This is a genomic window from Streptomyces sp. NPDC056160, from assembly GCF_042268205.1.
GTDB lineage: Bacteria > Actinomycetota > Actinomycetes > Streptomycetales > Streptomycetaceae > Streptomyces.
In genome coordinates this window covers 1-20,137 of record NZ_JBHJUW010000036.1, presented here as the reverse complement: position 1 = coordinate 20,137, position 20,137 = coordinate 1, and the positions used below count along the sequence as shown (strand labels likewise).

The window sequence follows — 20,137 nt, the reverse complement described above, 5'->3', positions numbered from 1 at the left end:
TCGTCGGTGCCGGCCGGCTGGAACCCTGCGTCCCTCACACGCCCGCTGCCGCCAGCAGGTGGCGCGCCACCAGCCGTGCGCCCGAGTCGCCCACGAGGATCGTGTAGTGGTTGACGCCGGGTACGCGTTCCGGCCGGACCCGGCGCGGGTCGAGGCCGGCGGCGGCGAGGCGCTGTTCGTCGTACAGGCCCTGCGGCTCGTCCATCAGGCCGCGTTCGGCCCACAGCAGCACGGCGGGGAGGGGGAGCCGGTGGACGGCGCCGAGCACCTGCCCGCCGAGCTGGTCGATGCCGTCGACCCGTACGGCCTCGATCCGGCACGAGGAGCGCAGTTCCGGCTCCTCGCCGACCAGATCGCGCTGGATGTACGCGTCCACCCACGGCGACCACGCCTCGGCGAAGGCCGGGTGACCCTGCCAGAACGCGCGGTAGGCGTCCCGGTCCGGGAAGGTCGTCGACAGGCGCCGCATGGCCGGGCCGATGACCGCGGTGATCAGTTCGTCGGGGTCCAGGCCGGTCGGCGCCGGGAAACCCACCCCGCCGTCGACCAGGAGCAGCCCGGACAGCAGGTCGGGGTGGCGTACGGCGGTCAGGGCCGCGGTGAAGGCACCCATGGAGTGGCCGGTCAGCACCACCCGGCCCAGGCCGAGCGTGTCCACCACGGCGGCCATGTCGTCGGCGTGCGAGGCGATGCCGTACGGCCCGGGAAGCGCGCCGCTGCCGCCCCGGCCGCGCAGGTCGGGCGCGACCAGGGTGACCCGGCCGGCCAGCTGGTGGGCGACCCGGGACCAGCTCAGACCGTTGGCGGTGATGCCGTGCAGCGCCAGCACGACCGGCGCGCCGGGGGAGGCGGCCGGCCAGCGCAGCACGGCCAGTTCACCGCCGGGCACCGGTACCCGCAGCTCCTCGGGCGAGGCCTCGTCAGCGGCCTGACGCCTCGACACGTCATCGTTCCTCGTGCGGCTCACGGGGCGGTCGCCTCCTTGCGCGATATCGGGGTGCGGGCGGCGCGCAGGCGCGCCGGGAGGCGGGCCATGCCACCGGGCAGCAGGTATATCACCGCCACGAACAGCGCGCCGAGCAGGAACAGCGGTTGGGACAGCGGCACCCGCAGCACGGCCGGCAGACCGGCGACGGCGCCGGAGCCCGCGAGGTCACCGAGCCGGTGGTCGGCCCAGGTGTAGAGGATGCCGCCGGCCATGGGGCCCCAGCGGGTGCCGGATCCGCCGAGCACCACCATCACCAGCAGGGACAGGGTGAAGTCGGAGGTGGTGGTCTGCGGGGTGGCGCCGCCGGTCAGCAGCAGGTAGACGATGCCGCCGAGCGCGGCCAGTGTCCCGGCCAGGACGAACGCGGTCAGTTTGAAGCCGTAGGGGCGAAGGCCCAGCACCTCCACCCGGCGCTCGTTCTCCTTGATGCCCTCCCAGACGCGGCCGGTGGGTGAGCGGACCGCCCAGTGCACGACGGCCAGTACGACGACGAGGTAGGCCAGCGCGGTCCAGTACAGGCCGGCGGTGTGGTCGATGCCGACAAGTGCGGCGGGCAGTCGTTCGGCGGGGGCGGCGCGGCCCTCCTCGCCGCCGGTGACACCGCCCGGGTCGCGTTGCACGAGGATCGAGCCGGCCTGGGCGAAGGCGAGCGTCACCATGGAGAACCCGATGCCGCTCACCCGCAGGCTGACCGCGCCCAGCAGGGCGGAAAGCGCCACCCCGGCGAGCAGGCCGAGCAGCGCGGCGACGGCGAAGGGCAGGCCCGCTTGCAGCATGACGGTGTTGGTGACGTAGGTGCCGGCGGCGAAGTAGAGGGCGTGGCCGAAGGAGAGCAGGCCGGTGCGGCCCAGCAGCAGGTCGTAGCCGGTGGCCAGGGCGCCGAAGACCAGGCACAGGGCGAGCAGTTGGAGGTTGCCGGGGCTGCCGATCGGGCCGTCGAGGAGGCCGGGCAGCGGCAGTGCGCTGTAGGGGGCGGTGAACAGGACCACCAGCAGCAGGGCCGGCCACCAGCGGGCGGCGCGGCGCAGCGGTCCGGTGTGCGGGCCGAAGGGGTGGTCGGCCGTGCGGGTTTCGCCGCGCGGCTGGGTGGCGGTGGTCATGCGAGTCTCCCGGTGAGCCCTCGCGGCCGGACGAGCAGCAGGGCGGCGAGCAGGACGACGACGGCGAGGTCGCCGAGCCCGGCGGTGGCGTAGTAGTTGGCGAACTGCTGGATGAGGCCGACGGCGACGGAGGCGAGCGCGGCGCCGGTGAGCGAGCCCATGCCGCCCATGACGACGACCACGAAGGCGAAGATGAGCAGTGAGGTGCCCTGTGCGGGGTCGACCGAGCCGAAGTAGAGGCCGCCGATCGCGCCGCCGAGGGCCGCCGCTGCGCCGCCGATGGCGAAGACCAGCGTGAAGGCCTTGCGTACGTCGATGCCGAGCGCCGTGACCATGGCGCGGTCCTCGACGCCCGCGCGGACGACCAGTCCGTGCCGGGTGCGGCCGAGGAACAGCTTGAGCGCGACGAGGACCACGAGGGCGGCGGCGATCAGCACCATCCGGTTGAGCGGCACGTCGGCGCCCAGCAGCCGGAAGGTGCCGCTCAGCGCCTCGGGGCCGGGGAAGGGGCGGGCGTCGGCACCCCAGGTCGCGGACAGCAGCGCGGGGACGGCCAGGCCCACCCCGACGGTGGCGAGGATCTGCTCGCGGGGGCGGGTGTAGAGGGGACGGATGACGGTGAGTTCGAGCAGGACGGCGGCGAGCGTGCCGACGGCGGTGCCGAAGGCGACCGCGAGGACGAAACCCGCGCCGCCGGGGCCGGCGCCGGGCAGGTGGCCGGACGCGGCCCACCAGGTGCCGTAGGCGCCGACGGACATCAGCGCGCCGTGGGCGAAGTTGAGCACGTCCATCAGCCCGAAGATGAGCGAGAGGCCCGAGGCGACAAGGAAGTACAGCGCGCCCAGGCCGAGTCCGGTGAGGGTGAGCAGAACGACGGTGGACATCAGGCGTCCGCCTCCGCGGTCCGGGCGGCGGGGTGCGCCGCGGTGTGTGCTGGTGCGGCGGGGGACGGGATGCGGGCGTCCGGGTCCCCCAGGCCCGCGCGGCTCCCGTGCCCGCCGTGGCCGACGCCGAGGAGGCGGCGGGTCGCGTCCGGGTCCGCGAGGAGTTCGGCCGCGGGGCCGCGGTGGGCGGTGCGGCCGTCGGCGAGGACGGCGCAGTGCCGGGCGAGGCGGCGCACCATGGCGAGGTTCTGCTCCACCAGGAGCACGGGCACGGCCTCGGCGGCGCGTTCCAGCACGTGGGTGACCTCGGTGACGACCTTGGGCGCGAGTCCCTTGGCGGGTTCGTCGGCGATGATCAGACGGTTGCCGTTGAGCAGGGTGCGGGCGATGGCGACCATCTGCTGCTGGCCGCCGGAGAGGGTGCCGGCCGCCTGCCGGGCGCGTTGCTTCAGCTCCGGGAAGAGTTCGTGGACGAGGCCGTACGCCGGTTCGCCCGCGCCGGGCCGTTCGGCCAGGCGCAGGTTCTCGGCGACGGTGAGCGCGGCGAACACGCCCCTGTCCTCGGGCGCGTAACCCACACCCCGGCGGACCAGGGCGTGGGTGGCCAGGCGTACCGTCTCCTCGCCGCCCAGCCGGACGCTGCCGGTGCGCGGGAGGAGGCCGAGGATCCCGCGCACGGTGGTGGTCTTGCCGGCGCCGTTGCGGCCGAGCAGGGCGGTGGTGCCGGTGGCGGCCACCTCCAGGTCGACGCCGTGCAGGATGTGCCGGCCGCCGATGACGACGCGCAGGTCCCGTACGGTGAGCAGGGGCGGCGCGGCTTTCCCGGAGGGCGGTGCGGGGGCGGTCACAGGGCCTCCCCGAGGTAGGCCTGCTGCACGGTCGGGTCGGCCATCACGGCCTTGGGCGTGTCCAGGGCCAGCAGCGTGCCGTGGTGCATCACGGCGAGGCGGTCGGCCAGGCCGAGCAGGACGTCCATGTGGTGTTCGACCATGAGGACGGTGCGGCCCTCCTCGCGGTGCAACGAGCGGATCAGCTCGGTCAGCGCCGGTACCTCCTCGGCGCTCACCCCGGCCATCGGCTCGTCCAGCAGCATCAGCCGGGGCTCGCCGACGAGCAGCACCGCCAGTTCCAGCTTGCGCTTCTCGCCGTGCGAGAGGGAGTCGGCGCAGGTGTCGGCACGGTGGGTCAGCTCGGTGCGCGCCAGCACCCGGGTGACCTGCTCGGCTTAGGTGTCGGCGCGCCGCCACACCCGGTACGAGCCACCGCCGGCCGCCTGCGCGGCCAGTCGCACATGGTCGGCGACCGTCATGCCCGGCCACAGGCTGGAGGTCTGGAAGGTGCGGCCGAGGCCGCGTCTGGCCCGGGCGTAGGCGGCCTCGGCGGTGATGTCGGCGCCGTCCAGCTCGACCGTGCCGCGGGTGGCCGGGTTGATGCCGCTGATCAGGTTGAACAGGGAGGACTTTCCGGCGCCGTTGGGGCCGATGAAGGCGAGGAACTCGCCTTGGCGGACGTCGAAGGTGACGGCGTCGACGATGGTGGCGCCGCCGACCGTCCAGCCGACGTCGCGCAGGGCGAGCACGGGCGCGGGTGCCGGGGAGGCGGGGGCCCCACCTGCGGCCGGGGCCCCGTCGGCGCTCGGCGGCGCCGCGTTCGGGGAGGTCATCGGCTCAGCCCGCCGACTTCTTCACCGGCGGCGCGACCGCCGCCGCGGGGACGCCGGTGACCAGCTGGGGCTCGGCGGCGGCGCCGGTGCCCTTCAGCCTGGCCGTGAACATGGGCTGCAGCAGGGCGTGGTCGGCGGCGCGGATCTGCTCCTTGCCCTTCGGGCCGTCGAAGTTCCAGCCCTCCAGCGCCTTGACCATGGCGGTGGTGTCGGTTGCGCTGCCGGACTCGATGGCGTGCACGATCATCTGGGCTGCGGTGAAGCCGTCGGGGCTGAAGAGGTCGGGGGTGCCGCCGCCCTTGGTGATGCCGTCGAGCATCGCCTTCTCCACCGGGTTGCCGCCGCCGGCGCCCGGGAAGTAGTGGGCCAGGAAGGACACCTTGGCGCCCGCCGCGCCGAAGACCGGGTACGAGGCGGTGCCCGCGAGACCGGTGACCACCTTGCCGGCGTCCAGCACACCCTGCTGGTCCAGCGCGGTCCACAGCGCGGGGGCGGTGGCGCCCGCCCAGGCGACGAACACCAGATCCGGCTTGCCCGCCTTGGCCTGACGGGCGAACGGCGTGAGGTCGGTGGCGCTGGGCGGGGCCAGCACCGAGCCGACCTTCGCGCCCTCGGCACCGAGGACGGCCTTCACCGCGGCCACGTTGGCCTGCCCGAACGCGGAGTTCTGGGCGAGCACGGTGACCTTCTTGCCCTTCGCGTCGCCGAGCAGCGAGCCCGCGGTCAGGGTGTCCTGGTAGGACTGCCGGCCGGAACGGAAGGTGTAGGTGTTGACGCCGGTGACCGCGTCGGTGGCGGCGGGGCCGCTGACGTAGAGCACCTTGTTCTGCGCGGCCAGCGGCGCCATCTGAAGGGCCACGCCGGAGTCGGTGGTCCCGGCGATGATCCTGTAGCCCTTGCCGACGAGGGTCTTGGCGGCGGCCACGGCCTTGGCCGGGTCGCCCGCGTCGTCCTGCTCGGTGACCTCGACCGGGTGACCGCCGGCCTTGTTCGTCCCGTGGGTGGCGTAGGCCAGGCCCGCCTTGAAGCCCTCCTCGTACTGCTTTCCGTAGGCGGCGAGCAGCCCGCTGCGGGAGTAGACCAGGCCGACCTTGACCGGATCCGAGGCCTTGTCGCCGGCGGACGCGGTGCCGGCGGTGCCGGCCGAGGAGCAGCCCGCGACCAGGGCGCCCGCGGCGAGCAGGGTGAGGATCGGTACGGATCTGTTTCTGAGGGTTTCCGTGGCTCTGGAACGCATGGTGACCGGCTCCTGGGACGGGCCCCGCACGCCGCCGACAGGCGCCGTCTCCTTTGACGAGACGGCCTCCCGCAGCCCGCGGCGGTGGGATCGCAGTGGGTGGATGGCCGGAACGATAGAAGCGGAGCGCACCCCACGGCATGGTGCCGACCACCGCTCCTGGAGGTGCAGACATGGCGATGGCACACATGGCCGGGGACGGCGAGTGCCGCGAAGGTGAAGGCCACCGGCCGCCGTCGGCAACCCGGCGGTGGCCCGGCCGGCCAACGCAACAAATCCCCTGCGGGGAAGGAAACAGCATGGACAAGGTGGTGGACTCGGCCGCGCAGGCGGTGGCGGACGTCCCCGACGGCGCGGTGCTCGCTGTGGGCGGCTTCGGCCTGTGCGGCATCCCGTCGACTCTGATCGGCGCGCTCGCCGAGGCCGGTACGTCCGGTCTGCGGGTGGTGTCCAACAACTGCGGGGTGGACGACTGGGGGCTGGGCCTGCTGCTGAGAGCCGGCCGGATCGCCCGGATGACCTCCTCCTACGTGGGAGAGAACAAGGAGTTCGCCCGCCGGTACCTCGCCGGCGAGCTCGAGGTGGAGCTCACGCCGCAGGGCACACTCGCCGAGCGGCTGCGGGCCGGCGGCGCGGGCATCCCGGCGTTCTACACACCGGCCGGTGTGGGCACCCAGGTCGAGACGGGCGGCCTGCCCTGGCGCTACGCTCCCGACGGCAGCATCGCGGTGGCCTCGCCCCCCAAGGAGGTACGGGAGTTCGGCGACCGCCGCCATCTCCTGGAGGAGGCCATCACCGCCGACTTCGGGCTGATCCGGGCCGAGGTCGCCGACCGGCACGGCAACTGCGTCTTCCACGCGGCGGCGCGCAACTTCAACCCCCTGTGCGCGATGGCCGGCCGGATCACCGTGGTCGAGGCCGAACGGATCGTCGAGGCAGGCGAGTTGCCGCCGGACACCGTCCATCTCCCGGGCGTGTACGTGGACCGGGTGGTAGCCGTCGACGCGTCTTCGGGGAAACGTATAGAACGCCGCACCGCACGCCCCCGCCCGGAGCGGACCGGCCCCGCTCGCACCCGTACGAGTACGACCGCCACCGCCGCCCCCGAGGAGAACTGACGATGCCGCTCGACCGGGAACAGCTCGCCGCCCGTGCCGCGCGGGAACTGCGCGAGGGCCAGTACGTCAACCTGGGCATCGGCCTGCCCACGCTCATCCCCGGCCACCTGCCCGAGGGCGTGCACGTGGTGCTGCACTCGGAGAACGGCATCCTGGGCGTGGGCCCCTACCCGTACGAGGGGGAGGAGCACCCCGATCTGATCAACGCCGGGAAGGAGACGGTGACCACCGTCGCGGGCACGTCCTACTTCGATTCGGCGTTCTCCTTCGGCATGATCCGGGCCGGCCGGATCGACGTGTCCGTGCTCGGTGGCATGCAGGTGTCGGCCCGGGGTGACCTGGCCAACTGGATGATCCCGGGGAAGATGGTCAAGGGGATGGGCGGGGCGATGGACCTGGTCCACGGCGCCCGCCGACTGATCGTGGTCATGGAACACACCGCGAAGGACGGGTCGCCGAAGATCGTCGATGAGCTGACGCTGCCCGCCACGGGCCGCCGCGTCGTCCACCGGATCATCACCGACCTGGCCGTCATCGACGTCACGCCGCAGGGGTTGCGGCTGGTCGAGACCGCTCCCGGCGTCACGGCGGAAGAGGCCATCGCCGCCACCAGCGCACCTCTCCTGACCCAGGACTTTGAGGGTGCTGCCGCCACCACGCGGCCTGTCAGGCACCCTGCAGCAGGTGCAGCCGCAGAGCGAGCTGGAGTTCCAGGGCCTGCTCGGGGCTGCTCCAGTCCGGTCCCAGCAGCGCCTGGATACGGTCCAGTCGCTGCACCACGGTATTGACGTGCACGTGCAGTTCCTCCTTCGCCCGGGTCAGGCTTCCGCCGCAGCCGAAGTAGGCGTTCAGGGTGCCGACCAGTTGGGTGCCGCGCCGGGCGTCGTACTCCAACAGCGGTCCCAGAGTGGCGTTGACGAAACTGTCGACGTCGTGGTCCTTCCCCAGCAGAACGCCGAGGAAGCCGAGTTCTGAGGCGCACGCACCGGTGCCATGGCGGCCGAGCACCCGCAGCGCGCGCAGACAGCGCACGGCTTCGGTGTACGCGTCCGCGATCGCCCCAGGCCCGGCGGCGGGCCCGGCGCCGGCCACCGTCACCGGAGCGCCGACCAGCTGGGTGAGCTGCCCGGCGGCGGCGCGGGCGGCCTGGCCCGGTCCGGCGTCGTAGGGCAGCAGCAACACGGAGGCGCCGGCGTGTTCAGCGCCGGCACTGCCGCTGCCGAACAGGTATTGCACGGCAGCGGCCGCGAGCCGCTCCCGGACGGCGGCGTCGGCCTGGGCGACCAGCAGGAGATGGGGCCGGTTCAGGTCGATGCCCAGACGGCGGCCGCGGTCCACGAGGCCGACGGGGTCCCGGTCGGGAGCGGTGAGCAGATCGGTCATCAGGTCACCGCGGACCCGGTTCTCGGTCTCGGCCACCGAGCGTCGTAGCAGGAGCAGCAGTGCGGTGACGACACTGCTGCGCTCGAAGAGCCGCCGGTCGGGGCCGTCGAGGTCCGGCCGCCCGTGCAGCACCAGGCTGCCCAGCAGGTCCTGCCCGGCCAGTACGGCGCAAACCCAGCGCCCGCCTCGGAACACCGCGTGGGCGGCGGCGCGCGACTCCTCGGCAGCGGCCACGAGCGCGTCGGCGTCGGCGCCGGTGATGCTCCCCTGACCTGTGGGATTCGGGCCCCGGCCGCTGTCACGGACGATCGAGGTGAGCGGCCGTCCCGCGCTGTCGTGGACGGTCACCTCCCCTTCGAGGAGACCGGCGACGGCTGCGGCCACCTCCGGTACGTCGCCGCCCCGCAGGACGAGGTCGGTGAGCCGGTCGTGGGACTCCTGGGCGCGCTGCATGGCGGCGGAGTGCTCCCGGATCACGGCGTTGGCCTCGGCCAGTTCGGCCAGCGCGGCCCGGGCGTCGGCCATCGCCTTGGCGGTGTCGATGGCGATGGCGGCGTGGTCGGCCAGCGAGCACAGCAGGGCGACCTCCTCGGGCGAGAACGTCCGGGGAGCGCGGTCGGCGGCGAAGAGCGCGCCGATGACCTTGCCGCCGCTGCCGGACCCCAGGAGCAGCGGCACGCCCAGGATGGCGACCAGACCCTCGTCCAGGACACCGGCGTCAATGCTGCCGGTGTGGTGGAAGCGCTCGTCGGTGCGGTAGTCCGGGGAGGCATATGGGCGCGCGGTCTGCGCGACCAGGCCGCCGAGCCCCTCCCCGAGCTGGAGCCGCAGGTTCTGGAACAGCTCGGACACCGAGCCGTCGGTGACCCGCATGTAGGTGTCCCCGGCTGCCTCGTCGGACAGGGTGAGGTAAGCGGTGTCGGTGCCGAGCAGCATCCTGGCGCGGCGGACGATGGAGCGCAGTACGGCGTCGAGGTCGCGCAGCGCCGCCAGGTCCCCGGCAGTGTCGAAGAGGGCGGCCAGTTCCGCCTCACGGCGCCGGTGCTGGCGCAGGGTGCCGCGGACACGCAGCGCCGTGGCGACGGCCTGTTCGACCTCGGCGATGTCCCGGGGGCCGGCGCCCCCACGCCGCGCCTCGGCGGCGACGGCGCCGATGTCCTCGGCAGGCGCGTCGGAGGCGAGGAGGTCGAGCAGGCGGCGCAGGAGCGATGCTGTGGACGTGGTCTTGTCGGGCATGGGCGGACCGTAGTCGGAAGAGGGCGGGTCGGGGGAGGGGGGAGGCAGCGGAGGGCGTCCTGGTACCCGACGGGCGGGACGCATCGCCCGGACAGGCATCCGGCCTCGGGAAGTCACGCGGAGGGAAAGTCGTGCCGTTCTGCGGCGGCCCGCGCGGGGGTGGTTCCGTCCGGTTCGACGGCGGCCAGGTCGCTGCCGCGGGTCTCGCGGGAGGCGATCACGGCGATGACGGTGATCAGTGCGGCCAGGCCGACGTACACCGAGATCGGGGTGGAGGTGCCGTAGGAGCCGAGCAGCGCGGTCGCGATCAGCGGGGCCGGGGCGCCGGCCGCCACCGAGGAGAGCTGGGCGCCGATGGAGGCGCCGGTGTACCGCATGCGGGTGGCGAACAGCTCGGAGAAGAACGCGGCCTGAGGGGCGTACATGGCGCTGTGGAAGACGAGGCCGACGGTGACGGCGAGGACGAGCGCGGGGAAGGACTTGGTGTCCAGCAGGCCGAAGAAGGCCCAGGACCACAGGCCGACACCGACCGCGCCCACCAGGTAGACCGGCTTGCGGCCGACCTTGTCGGACAGGGCGCCGAACAGCGGGATCAGACAGAACTGCACGGCCGAGCCGATCAGCACCGCGTTCAGCGCCGTCTGCTTGCCGAGCCCGAGGTGTTCCACGCAGTAGGTGAGGACGAAGGCGGTGATCACGTAGTACGAGATGTTCTCGGCCATCCGGGCACCCATCGCGACCAGGACGTCGCGCCAGTGGTCGCGCATGACCTCGACGAAGGGCAGCTGTTCGGCCTGCTGCCGGGCCTTGCGCCGCTCGGCCTTGGCCAGGGCCTCCTTGAACAGCGGCGACTCGTCGACGGACAGCCGGATCCACAGGCCGATCATGACCAGCACGGCGGAGAGCAGGAACGGCACGCGCCAGCCCCAGGAGTCGAACGCGTCGTCGCTGAGCGTCCCGGTCATCAGGGAGAGGACGCCGACGGCGACCAGGTTGCCGGCGGGCGCGCCGCCCTGCGGCCACGACGCCCAGAACCCCCGCCTGCGGGAGTCGCCGTGCTCGGACACCAGCAGGACGGCCCCGCCCCACTCGCCGCCGAGCGCGAAACCCTGCACGAGCCGCAGTGTGGTGAGCAGCAGGGGAGCGGCGATGCCGATGGTGTCGTAGCCGGGGACGCAGCCGATCAGGGCGGTGGAGCCACCCATCATCAGCAGACTGATCACCAGCAGCTTCTTGCGGCCGAGGCGGTCACCGTAGTGCCCGAAGACCACGGCACCGATCGGCCGCGCGGCGAAGCCGATGGCGTAGGTGAGGAAGGAGAGCAGGGTGCCGGTCAGCGGGTCGGAGTCGGGAAAGAACACCCGCCCGAAGACCAGGGCGGCGGCGGAACCGTAGAGGAAGTAGTCGTACCACTCGATGGTGGTCCCGATGAGACTGGCCACGACGATCTTGGGCAGGCCACCCGGTGTCCGGGGAGCCCCTGATCCGTTCACGACGTTGTGAGCGCTGGACATCATGTCACCGTTTCGAAGTGAGTGGCGGAGTGAGTTTCGGCGTGAGGGGAGGAGCGGATCGGTCGACTCGGGTCGAGCAGACCGTGCAGGGGTGCGGCATGGTGACGGATCGCAGGACCGGTGCTGTCCTGGTGACCCGCCCACCGGAGTCGGATCGGAGTGCGAGCGCCCGAGTGGCGGCGCCGGTGAGGCCCGTCAGTGCGCTGTCCAGCCACCGTCCAGGGGGAGGGAGGTGCCCGTGATGTATCCGCTGTGCTCGGTACAGAGCCACAGAGCGGCCGCGGCCACCTCGGCCGGATCGATCAGCCGTTTGATCGCGGTGCGTTCCAGGAACACCTGGTTCATCACGTCCGCCGGCGATAGGCCGTGAGCTGCCGCCTGGTCGGCGATCTGGTCCTCCACCAGCGGGGTGCGCACATAACCGGGATTGATGCAGTTGCTGGTCACACCGTGCGCGGCGCCCTCCAGCGCCACCACTTTGCTCAGCCCCTCCAGCGCGTGCTTCGCCGTGACGTACGCCGACTTGTACGCACTCGCCCGCAGGCCGTGGACCGAGGAGATGTTGACCACCCGCCCCCACCCCCGCGCATACATGTGCGGCAGGGTGCGACGCAGGATACGGAACGGCGCCTCCACCATCACCCGCTGAATCAGCGCGAATCGCTCGGGCGGGAATTCGTGAACCGGAGCCACATGCTGCAGACCGGCATTGTTGACCACGATGTCGGCGTCGTCCGGCAGCGTCTCCACGGCATCGGGGGCGGAGAGGTCGACCACCACCGCAGTGCCGCCGATCACCTCCGCCACCTCTTTCGCGGCAGCCTCGGCCCGGTCCACGACGTAGACCTCCGCACCGGCCGAGGCGAAACCCTCGGCGCAGGCGCGGCCGATCCCACTGGCCGCGCCCGTGACCAAGACCTTGCGGCCGACGAGGAATGGGGTGCTGACCAGCCCGGACGCGGTGTCGGCGACGGGCTCGGCGCACTGGTGTGAACTCTCGGCGAAGCTCCTGCTGCTTTCCATGAGGGACCACCGTAAGGAGGAACGCATTGCCGAGACATGTGGGTCGCTGACATATTTCACAGACTCGGCATGGCTCTCAACGCCATGCTTCGGCGGGTCCGGGGTCCGGTGGGTCCCGGTGGCTACGAAGGACAGCGACCGCCTCAATCACCTGAAACGGGCAGGCTGTCATGGGGGCCGACGGGCCGTTCCCACTGCCACAGCAGCAGCGCGGCCGCCATGTGCATACGCGCCACACCCGCCGTTCCTTTGCTGGGGAACCCTCACATGTCGCGGGTCGGCCGGCCGGTCGTACGGTCCGCTGTCAGCAAGCCGCCATCTCAGTCTGCCCGGGCATCAGCGCACCGCTCCGGCAGGCGAAGGACGGGCCCGGTCGCCCGCACGCCGTGCCGCGGCGCGGCACCGGCACCGTGTGCACCGCCCCCGACTCCCCCCTCTCCACGTTCCTATGGAGTTGCCCCATGCGCTTCCCCACCCTGCGCCGAAAGCTCGTGCGCGCCGCGCTGGCCGCTGCGCTCGGCACCATCGCATCCGGCCTCACCCTCCTCACCCCGCTTGCCCCCCCTGCCGCGGCCGCCGGCACCCTCCAGCAGGTCACCGACTTCGGTTCGAACCCCGGCAACCTGACCATGTACGAGTACGCGCCGGCCGGCCTGCGGGCCGGCGCGCCGCTGGTCGTCGCCCTGCACGGCTGTACCCAGTCAGCGAGCGACTACCACTCTCACAGCGGCTGGCAGAAGTTCGCCGACCAGTGGGGCTTCGCCGTGGTCTACCCGCAGACCACCTCGGCCAACAACAGCCTGTCCTGCTTCAGCTGGTTCGACTCGGCCAAGGACACACGGGGCAAGGGCGAGGCCGCCTCGATCAGGCAGATGGTCGACACCGCCGTGGCGCAGTACGGCTCCGACCGCGGGCGCGTCTTCGTCACCGGCCTGTCCGCAGGCGGCGGCATGACCGCCGATCTGCTCGCGGACTACCCGGACGTGTTCGCCGGCGGCGCCGTGGACTCCGGGCTTCCCGCACAGTGCGCCACCACCCAGGCCGCCGCCTCCGGCTGCCAGTACGGCAACCAGAACCTGACCCCGAAGCAGTGGGGCGACAAGGTCCGCAACTCCTATTCCGGCCACACCGGACCGTGGCCGCGCGTCGCGATCTGGCAGGGCTCCTCCGACACCACCGTCGCCCCCGTCAACGGCACCGAACTGCGCGACCAGTGGACCGACGTCTGGGGCATCGGCCAGACTCCGTCCACCACCCAGACCCTGGCCGGCAACACCACCGAGACCACCTACGACGACACCACTGGCAAACCCGCCGTCACCCTCTTCTCGGTCTCCGGCATGACCCACGGCCTCGCCGTCGACCCCGGCTCCGGCGCCGACCAGTGCGGCACCACCGGCACCTACTACCTCGACACCATCTGCTCCAGCTACCACACCGCGAAGTTCTGGGGCCTGGACAGCCCCGACGGCAACTCAGGGGGCAACGGCTCTCTGCCGGCTCCCCAGGGGGTGAAGGTCACCTCGACCACCGACACGGGCGCGTCACTGTCCTGGAACGCCGTCAGCGGTGCTGCCTCCTACAACGTCTACCGCAACGGAACCAAGGTCGCCTCCCCGACCGGAACCTCCTTCGCCGACACCGGTCTGTCCGCGGGCACGTCCTACAGCTACACCGTGGCCGCCGTCGACTCCACCGGAGCGATCGGCACCGCATCCGCCCCGGTCACCGCGACGACCAGCGGCACCACCCCCACCCCCGCGTGCTACACCGACAACAACTACAACCAGGTCAAGGCCGGCCGCGCCCACCAGAGCCTCGGCTACGTGTACGCCAACGGCTCGAACCAGAACATGGGCCTGTACACCTTGCTCGTCACGCACGCCTTGAAGGAAACCGCGCCTGGATACTTCGTCCTCGCCGACTCCGGCTGCTGAACCCGAAGCCGGTCGCCGGTCGCTCGCAGGTCCTGCGACCGGACAGGCCCCCTGGGGAACTTCACCGACTACGTCTGCGTACGAGGCCGCTGCCCGCCACCGAAGCACGGTGACGGGCAGCGACCGTCGAGAGCAAGCCGGACGCGCATGAGGCCGGCATCCATCCGCGGATGCGGTGAGAACGGACTCAGCGCTGTGGTGTGGTGCCGGGCCGGAAGGTCACGTTCGGTGTGTAAGAGAAACCTCAGCCCCCGTCGACTGATCCCTGTCATTCTCCTGCCCCCACCTCTCGGCCACCGGCCGACCTGTTCGAACTTCCGTGCAGCACCTGCACATGTCCATACCGCTCTGGCTTCGTCCCGCCGACACCGACACCGAAACCGACACGGACGCCGACGCCCTCTCCGCAGTCGTCCGAGGATCTTCTGAGCGATGGCTTTCGGCCATCGAGGGGCGCGGCACACCGCAGACTGGGGACATGAGCAGATTCGCAGAGGTCATCGTTCTGGCGCGGGACGCCGAGGATGTCATGGAGCCGTTGACCCGCCCGGACGCCGGCCGGGAGTGGCATCAGTGCTTCACCCGTGTCGACGACTCCGTCTTCGCCGGCGCGGGCACAGGATCGGCCGAGTGCTACCTGTGGGTCATCCAGTTCACCCGGCACAACTGGCGGGGCCTGCTGGCCCATCTGGAGGCGCTGCCCTGGCCCGACCCCCGCTCCGTGCAGGTGCTGGTCCACGACGAGGAGGACGACTGCTTCGGGCTGTGGATGATCTACGACGGCCGGCTCACCGAGGTGCCCCTTCCGCGCACCGCCCGTCATCTGAGCCCCGAGGTCAGCGTCACCGGCAGGCTGAGCCGGACCGACCGGGACTGACGGGCACCGCGCCCGCCCGTCCGGTGGCTGTCGAGCACCTGTACCGACGGCGGTCGCGGGTCTACCGTCGAGCGGGACGACGTAGGCGGAACGGGGGTGCGTTCGCCCATGCGGAAAAACGACGCCGACCTGCACGGGGGGCGGTTACGGTCCTGGACGCGCCGGCTCGCGGCGCTGCTCACGGTACTGGTCGCCCTGGCCGGGGCGCCGTCCGGCACCGCAGCCGGGCTCGCACCGGCGGGCCCGGCGGTGACAGCGGCCGGTCCCGGCAGCCCGAGCACACCCCCGTACACGAAGTGGGGGCCGCCGCTGACGGTGCGCACCATCAACGGCCGCACGACGTACATCGACGCCAATGGCGTTCCGCACGTCCTCGGTTCCCGCGGTGACACGCCCGACGCGGACGCGGCCCTGGCCTTCATGAACCGCCGGCTCGCCCAGCAAGGACTGGCCTACGACGCCACGACGAAGACCGGTTCCGAATACCTCTTCCAGGACGAGACGAACCGCCTGGAGGAGAAGGGGAGCGTCGGCAAGGGCGTCACCGGGACCACCTCGGACATGATCAAGGTCACCTGGAGCGGCGGGCGGCTCGTCAGCGTCGACTCGGTCGACGCGACCACCACGACCCGCACCGGCACCACCACCGAGGACCTCTCCTCGATCGGCACGACCATCACCGGCAAACTGCCGGGCGGACGCAAGAGCCAGACCGGCAACGTGGTGTTCACGGCGGCCACCGACGAACAGGCCAGTGCGGTGGCGGAGCGCTTCAAGGACAACCCGAACGTCCGCGTGATCCGGCCCGGTTCCGGCTTCGACAGCGGGGAGCTGAACACCGGCGCCGACGGGCTCGAAGCGGCCGCCGGCTCCGTCTTCACCGCGCCGGGCGACTGCCCCGAGGGCGGGGCGCAGAGCGGCTTCGAGCCCGCGGGCACCCGGACGCACGCCCGGTACGCCGCATTCACCCGGGTCCGTGCCGTCGGCTGCGGCGGCAGCTCCGGGGTGCCGCGTGCGGGCGGTCTGGCGAAGGGGCTGGCGGCGCCGGAACGGACGCCCGGCGGGATCGACTTCTCCCAACTGGAGTTGCGGTACCTCGCGGATCCCGGGCCGGGCGCCGACGGTCTGCGGTACGCCTTCAAGGCGCCGTCGGCCACGTCGCGCGGCAGCACCGCGCTGACGGGGCTGGGGCACGCCACGCAGGCGTCCGACTCCTTCTTCACCTGGCTGGAGCTGGATCCCTCGACGTTCTGGGTCAACCTCAACCCGAACGAGCCCGACCGCATCGTCGACGCCCGCCTCGGCCGGACCGACGCGGGCCGGGTGCTGCTCCAGGCGGACCTGGCGTTGAAGAAGACGACAGGCAAGCTGATCCATCCGGACACGCCTCTCGGGACGGAGTTCTGGCGGTCGCTGTCCGGGGACTGCATGTCGTTCCGCACCTGGATCGTGCCGGCCTCTGCGACCGTGTACACCAAGGGGGACGAGCTCTACATCCTCAAGTCGCCGCTGAACGTGCAGATGGAGACGCAGTACCTGAAGCAGCACGGCGGCTCGTCCGCGCTCTCGTGCCCGCGGCAGTCCCAGACCGTGCAGGACCGCAACGAGGCACTGTTCCGGCGGCTGATCCTGCCCAGGGTGGTGGAGGCGGTGAACACCGCCCCCGAGTACGCCGATCTGCGGCGCGTGTATCTCAGCCGGGTGGCCGCCGAATGGTACCGAGGTCTCAGTCTGCGCACACGCACGACGTACTCCGGGCTGATCGGCAAGGGCGACATCGACGCGTACGCGACCCACGAGGACTGGAAGCCGGTCGACACCTTCAACGCTTACGTACGCTCGTACACCAAGGGCGAGTTCAAGGTGACGCACCGCACCCGTGAGGGCGACACCCTCTACACGAGGACGTACGTCTACGGGGGTGTCGACTTCTCCCGTGTGCCCGTCACCTCCGTGTCCGACGCCCAGCTCGAGGCGTCGTCACCCTCACTGACCCGGGATGTGAGCCGGTCGATCGAGGCGCCGGCCACAGACACCGGGAAGGGCCAGGTCTGGCTCGGCGGTGGCGGTGGCGGTGGCGGTGGCAGTGGCGGTGGCGGCGTGCCGACGAAGGACCCCGGCCGGGCACCGGGCGCGCCGGGCGCTGTGGTGACGTCCGCCCCGGGCTCCGGGACCGGCGTCGCCCCATGGCTCGTGGGGGCGGCAGGCGCGCTCGCCGCCCTGGTGGTGCTGCGCTCGGCGCTGCGGCTGCGACGGGCGCGACGGCGATAGGCGACGATGTGATCGGCGACCAGGTGCGGATCCGGTGTGCCGCCGACGGCAGCGGCGTCGGCGGGACCGGCAACACGGCAGGCACCGTCAGCCACGTCGTCGACTCCATGGGCGGCGGGAGGCCCGACGCGTCGACCGACGTGTCGAACCCGGCAGGCCGTCCGTGCACACCGGTGACCTCCCGGAGCGCCGCCCGGGAGGTCACCGGCTCGCCGACGGCCGTCAGATGGTCATCGACTCCTGGAGCCAGCGACTGATCCGGTACGGCAGCCACCAGGCGAGCGGCCCGACGTCCAGGACGAGCCGCTCACCGCGGAAGTCGTCGAGGACGGCGGTCGCCACGGAGCCGGCCGGTGCCCCGTACGCCAGCCGCTCGATGGTGTGCTCGTACTCCGGTTCGTCGGCGGTGAAGCGGCGCAGCTCGCCCCAGCGGCGATCGCGGATCTGCACGAACCCGGGGCCCTTGCGCCACAGGCACTTGCACAGGTAGTGGCCCCGTCGCCAGGCCCGCAGCGCCTCGACGGACCCCGCCGGGCCCTCGATACGCCGGGGCGGCTGGAGGTGGCTGAGCACCTGCCAGGCGTCGGCCGCCTGCGGCGCGAGGCACAGGTCCCACTCCACGAGGACGGCCCGCGCGGTCAGGTCCCGCACCAGGCTCAGCGCGGCCACCTCCTCGGCGGCCCGCCCCGCGTCCGGGTCGCCCGTGAGGTCGACGGCCCGGGGCAGCCGGACCCGCCGGGCGCCGAGCTGCCACAGCCGTTCGCTCTGGTCCTGCGGCGGGCCGGGCAGGGCGAGTTCGCCCAGGAACATGCCGGGCAGCTCGCAGGCGTCCGGGTCGTAGTCGCGCCAGGCGAGGACGGCGGGCGGGCTCAGGGTGGTGCTCATGGGCGTGCTCCTCCTCGGGACGCGGTCATACGGTGACGGGCTCGGCGGGCACGGGCCCCGCGGCCACCGGCTCCGCCGCGTACGTGTGGCGCATGAAGTCCAGCCGCAGCAGGTCCTCGTTGACGGCGGCCGGCGCGATGTGGACGTACTGGCCGCCGTCGGTGAAGACGACCCCGAGGGCCACCCAGGAGTCGAGCAGCCGGCGCACGGCGTCCTCGTCCCGGGCGTCCGCGGGCGCCTTGCGCGCGGCCTTGCGGGCCAACGCGGCCGGGGTGTGCGGCTGGTCGAGGAGCCGGAAGGCAGCCAGCTCGAAAGGGTCGGTGAGCTGCCGCGTACGCCAGTCGAAGGCGCGGCGCCGCGAGATCAGCACGATCCGGTCACCCAGGTCCTCATGGGTGAGCCGGGCGTCGGCGTGGTGCTTCTTCCAGGCGGCCAACGCGTCGTTCAGCGCGGTCACGGTCCGCTCCCCGATACCTCGAGCCGGCGCCTCGAAGACGTACGCGAGGTCGTACAGCTCCTCCTCCGGCAGGTCGTAGGTGAAGCGGTAGTGCTCCTCGGGCCGCAGCCCGGTGAAACCGAGTTCGGGCCGTTCGAAGTACGGGCTGAACCGCTCGATGGCGATGCGGGCCGACAGATCGACCGGCGGGTCGAGGTGTTCCAGCGCCGGGATCTGCGCGATCACCGGTTCGTAGTCGGCGGCACTCTCGCCGGGGAAGCCGTGCAGGTAGTTCCAGGCGACGGACAGCCCGGTCTCCGCGCCGTCGCGCAGCATCCGTACGTTCTGGCAGCCGCTGACACCCTTGTCCATCAGGTCCAGGACCCGGTCGTTGAGCGACTCGATGCCGGGTTGGACGTAGATCATCCCCGCGTCGGCGAGGGTGCGCAGCTGCGGGCGGCGCATGTTGGCCTTGATCTCGACGTGCAGCCGCAGGTCGTACCCGCTCTCGATGATCCGGGGCAGCACGGTCGTCAGGTAGCCCATGTCGAGGATGTTGTCGACGACGTACATGTCCAGGACCCGGTGGCGGCGGGCCAGTTCGATGATCTCCTCGTAGAACGTGTCCGGGCTCTTGGAACGGAACTCCATGAACGAGCCGTTGAGCCCGCAGAACGTGCAGTGGTGCTTCTCGCCCCACCAGCAGCCCCGGGCGCCCTCCACGACCAGCTTGGGCTCGACCCAGTTGCGGGCCGCGGAGGCGGCCAGGCGCTCGAAGTAGCCGCCGTAGTCGGGCGGCAGGATCGCGGCGGGCGGCAGCGGGCGGGTGGCCATCGGGTTGGCGACGCTCTCCCCGTCCGGGCCCCGGTGGCACAGCCCGGGCACCCCGGTGAGGTCCGAGCCGTCGCCGAGCGCGGTGAGCAACTGCGGGAACGCGGCCTCGCCCTCGCCCCGTACGACATGGTCGACGAAGGGGAAGTTGCGGTGCACGGCGGCGCCCTGCGCCCCGTCGCAGTTGGCGCCGCCCATGACGGTGACGATGTGCGGAGCGAGCTGCTTGAGACGGCGGGCGCAGGCCAGCGCCGCGGTGTTCTGCTGGAAGGTCGAGGTGAACCCGACGACGTCGGGCGCGTGGGCGACGATCCGCCGCGCGATCTCGTCGACGAACTCCGGGACCACCCGGTGCAGCGCCCGGGTCATCTCCATGCGCGACTTCTTGAGCTTGCCGCGCATCACCGCGGTGAACTCCACCTCGCGCCAGGCCGGGTCGTCGTAGAGGGCGGAGGAGAACACCCAGTCGCCGCAGCCCATGAAGTAGGACGACAGCGCGTAGTACTCGTAGTCGTCACCGGTGAACCCGGTGCGCGCGGTGATCCAGTCGGTGAATTCCAGATTGGCGTGCAGGACCTCGGCCTCGGCGCCGGGCACGCGCTCGTCCACGCTGCGTTTGAGGATTCCCAGCGCTAGGGACGGGAGGTCGATGGGCGACCAGGGCATGTTGACCAGCAGGACACGCATGTCGGCTCCTCGGGGATGGGGGACCGGCCGGCCCCCCGGGGGCCCCCCCGGCCCGCCCGCGGGGGTG

The 20,137-nt window shown here is 72.1% G+C and carries 14 protein-coding genes and 2 pseudogenes; 5 read left to right on the top strand and 11 right to left on the bottom strand.

Features of this window, described 5'->3' with window-relative positions:
- Window positions 1-34: 34 nt before the first annotated feature.
- The 6 genes and pseudogenes from ACFC02_RS15910 to ACFC02_RS15885 form a co-directional block, all read right to left on the bottom strand.
- Entirely contained in the window at window positions 35-943 is a 909-nt protein-coding gene (locus tag ACFC02_RS15910; RefSeq protein WP_376356894.1) for an alpha/beta hydrolase, read from the bottom strand.
- Between the two features lie 20 nt (window positions 944-963).
- Complete coding sequence (locus ACFC02_RS15905) at window positions 964-2,088, bottom strand: branched-chain amino acid ABC transporter permease (protein WP_376356892.1); 1,125 nt, start codon at window positions 2,086-2,088, stop codon at window positions 964-966.
- Window positions 2,085-2,972, bottom strand: coding sequence for a branched-chain amino acid ABC transporter permease (locus ACFC02_RS15900; protein WP_376356890.1), 888 nt, complete (start codon window positions 2,970-2,972; stop codon window positions 2,085-2,087). The genes ACFC02_RS15905 and ACFC02_RS15900 overlap by 4 nt, the downstream gene beginning before the upstream one ends.
- Entirely contained in the window at window positions 2,972-3,820 is an 849-nt protein-coding gene (locus tag ACFC02_RS15895; protein WP_376356888.1) for an ABC transporter ATP-binding protein, read from the bottom strand. The genes ACFC02_RS15900 and ACFC02_RS15895 overlap by 1 nt, the downstream gene beginning before the upstream one ends.
- Window positions 3,817-4,635 (bottom strand): annotated as a pseudogene (locus ACFC02_RS15890) (ABC transporter ATP-binding protein). Before ACFC02_RS15890 ends, ACFC02_RS15895 begins: the two are co-directional and overlap by 4 nt.
- A 4-nt stretch (window positions 4,636-4,639) precedes the next feature.
- Window positions 4,640-5,872 (bottom strand): substrate-binding domain-containing protein, encoded by a 1,233-nt coding sequence (locus ACFC02_RS15885; RefSeq protein ID WP_376356886.1) that lies wholly within the window; start codon window positions 5,870-5,872, stop codon window positions 4,640-4,642.
- Between the two features lie 299 nt (window positions 5,873-6,171).
- On the opposite strand from ACFC02_RS15885, the gene ACFC02_RS15880 reads away from it, so the two are divergent.
- Window positions 6,172-6,990 carry a CoA transferase subunit A gene (locus tag ACFC02_RS15880; protein WP_376356884.1) on the top strand — a complete coding sequence of 273 codons (819 nt, stop codon included), beginning with the start codon at window positions 6,172-6,174 and terminating at the stop codon, window positions 6,988-6,990.
- Window positions 6,991-6,992: 2 nt separating this feature from the next.
- Window positions 6,993-7,616 (top strand): annotated as a pseudogene (locus ACFC02_RS15875) (CoA transferase subunit B); the annotation flags it as partial.
- 40 nt (window positions 7,617-7,656) lie between these two features.
- Here ACFC02_RS15875 and ACFC02_RS15870 read toward each other — a convergent pair.
- The 3 genes from ACFC02_RS15870 to ACFC02_RS15860 form a co-directional block, all read right to left on the bottom strand.
- Window positions 7,657-9,609 (bottom strand): helix-turn-helix domain-containing protein, encoded by a 1,953-nt coding sequence (locus ACFC02_RS15870; RefSeq protein ID WP_376356882.1) that lies wholly within the window; start codon window positions 9,607-9,609, stop codon window positions 7,657-7,659.
- 113 nt (window positions 9,610-9,722) lie between these two features.
- The gene (locus tag ACFC02_RS15865) at window positions 9,723-11,123 is read right to left on the bottom strand and encodes an MFS transporter (protein WP_376356881.1); all 1,401 of its coding nucleotides are present in this window, start codon (window positions 11,121-11,123) and stop codon (window positions 9,723-9,725) included.
- Between the two features lie 195 nt (window positions 11,124-11,318).
- Window positions 11,319-12,146, bottom strand: coding sequence for a 3-hydroxybutyrate dehydrogenase (locus tag ACFC02_RS15860; protein ID WP_376356879.1), 828 nt, complete (start codon window positions 12,144-12,146; stop codon window positions 11,319-11,321).
- Between the two features lie 461 nt (window positions 12,147-12,607).
- On the opposite strand from ACFC02_RS15860, the gene ACFC02_RS15855 reads away from it, so the two are divergent.
- The 3 genes from ACFC02_RS15855 to ACFC02_RS15845 all read left to right on the top strand — a co-directional run bounded on the left by ACFC02_RS15855 (window position 12,608) and on the right by ACFC02_RS15845 (window position 17,231).
- Complete coding sequence (locus tag ACFC02_RS15855) at window positions 12,608-14,083, top strand: PHB depolymerase family esterase (protein WP_376356877.1); 1,476 nt, start codon at window positions 12,608-12,610, stop codon at window positions 14,081-14,083.
- A 478-nt stretch (window positions 14,084-14,561) separates the two neighbouring features.
- The gene (locus tag ACFC02_RS15850; protein ID WP_376356875.1) at window positions 14,562-14,960 is read left to right on the top strand and encodes a hypothetical protein; all 399 of its coding nucleotides are present in this window, start codon (window positions 14,562-14,564) and stop codon (window positions 14,958-14,960) included.
- A 108-nt stretch (window positions 14,961-15,068) separates the two neighbouring features.
- Entirely contained in the window at window positions 15,069-17,231 is a 2,163-nt protein-coding gene (locus ACFC02_RS15845; protein ID WP_376356873.1) for a hypothetical protein, read from the top strand.
- A gap of 222 nt (window positions 17,232-17,453) precedes the next feature.
- On the opposite strand, the gene ACFC02_RS15840 is transcribed toward ACFC02_RS15845, so the two are convergent.
- Window positions 17,454-18,116 carry a DUF5825 family protein gene (locus tag ACFC02_RS15840; protein WP_376356871.1) on the bottom strand — a complete coding sequence of 221 codons (663 nt, stop codon included), beginning with the start codon at window positions 18,114-18,116 and terminating at the stop codon, window positions 17,454-17,456.
- 25 nt (window positions 18,117-18,141) lie between these two features.
- Window positions 18,142-20,070 carry a RiPP maturation radical SAM C-methyltransferase gene (locus ACFC02_RS15835; RefSeq protein WP_376356869.1) on the bottom strand — a complete coding sequence of 643 codons (1,929 nt, stop codon included), beginning with the start codon at window positions 20,068-20,070 and terminating at the stop codon, window positions 18,142-18,144.
- Between the last annotated feature and the right edge of the window lie 67 nt (window positions 20,071-20,137).